1 protein-coding gene is annotated in these 814 nt (G+C 63.4%); it reads left to right on the forward strand.

The genetic code is table 11. The features are described 5' to 3' along the window. On the forward strand, positions 1-814 hold an 814-nt coding region (locus V8352_RS21845), incomplete at both ends, for a CheR family methyltransferase (RefSeq protein WP_336426358.1).

Raw genomic sequence — 814 nt, forward strand, 5'->3', positions numbered from 1 at the left:
CGCGGGATATCTCGCAATACAAGCGCGGCACGCTGGAGCGCCGGATCGCGCGCCGCATGGCCATCGTTGGTCTGAGGCCGGATGAAATTCCCCGGTATCATGAATTGGTGCAGTCGGATGGTGACGAGCGCAACAAGCTGATGGCCGATCTTCTGATCCACGTCACCAGCTTTTTCCGAGACCCCGAAGTGTTCGAGCATCTGGCTGACAAGGCCATTCCCGATCTTGTGGCGGGGCTGCCTGCCGACCGGCCGCTGCGGCTCTGGGTTGCCGGGTGCAGCACGGGCGAGGAGGCATACAGCCTCGCCATCAGCTGCCGCGAAGCGATCGAGGCGACGGGGTCCGACACCCGGCTTCAAGTTCTGGCCTCCGACGTCGACCCTGAATCGGTCGCGACCGCGCGTGCGGGCTTTTACCCCAAGGACATAGAGGCTGCCGTTTCCCCGGAACGTCTGGCACGTTTCTTTGTATCCGAAGAAGGCGGCTGGCGTGTCAGCTCGGCATTGCGGGACGTGATCGTCTTTACCGTCGCGGATTTGCTGTCGGACCCGCCATTTTCCAGAATCGACCTCGTGTCGTGCCGCAACCTGCTGATCTATCTGGATGCGGAGGCGCAAAAGCGCGTTGTCGCGCGCTGCTGCTTTGCGTTGCGACCGGGCGGTTTGCTGCTGCTGGGGGCTGCCGAAATGCCGGGGCAGACCGATGCCTGTTTCGCCATTGCGGACAAGAAGGCGCGGCTCTGGCGCCGGGTGGGGCATAGCCACCCAGCCGATCTGCATTTTCCGGTTGGTGAGCGCAAGGAAACGCCGCCACC

Origin of the sequence: Roseovarius sp. D0-M9 (genome assembly GCF_037083805.1) — a bacterium.
Lineage (GTDB): Bacteria > Pseudomonadota > Alphaproteobacteria > Rhodobacterales > Rhodobacteraceae > Roseovarius.